Consider the following 604-nt stretch of genomic DNA (forward strand, 5'->3'; position numbering starts at 1 on the left):
TTCTCACACCTCGGACGGCTGATGCCCGTGGACTGAGATGGCCACCGGCTGATCTACTCGCCGGAACCGACGTGATGGCTGGCGCAGACGGCGAAGGCGCGGGCGGTGGTGTTCGGGGCGGGCTGCCCACCAGTGGCGACGATCCCACTCCAGCTGGTGGGGTTGACAGTGCCGTCGACAGCCGGGCTGCCCGCGGCGTCACTCGGGTAGCTGCCCCGCAGATGCACACCGCCCTGGAGCGAGCCGGCGGGCTTCGGCAGCGGGTCCGCGGCCGCGGGCGTCACCCACGCCCAGACGAGGGCTGCCGCGCAGAGGACGGCGGCCGATCCGCTACCGACCGACCTCACGGACACCGTACGTAAAACAATGTTCCCCGCCGAATCCTTACCGATCATCCGGTCATCCGATCATCCTTTGTCGACAGAGCACGTGACCTGGTGGAGGTGCGGCCGCGTCTCCGGCTCCCGGCCACGAGCACCGACCGATGGCCACAAGCCGCAGGAGCCCCCACGAGCCGCGCTCCGCGCCCGCGGCCGCACCTGCGCAGGCGTCCGACCCACCTGGCATTACTACGCAGACGCGAACATTATCAGGCCATCAGGTT

General features: G+C 69.4%; 1 protein-coding gene. It reads right to left on the reverse strand.

The window, feature by feature from the left end:
- Positions 1-53: 53 nt before the first annotated feature.
- Entirely contained in the window at positions 54-347 is a 294-nt protein-coding gene (locus tag AC5LSR_RS21735; RefSeq protein WP_493468915.1) for a hypothetical protein, read from the reverse strand.
- Positions 348-604 lie beyond the last annotated feature (257 nt).

Source organism: Protofrankia sp. CiP1_Cm_nod4 (assembly GCF_982290645.1).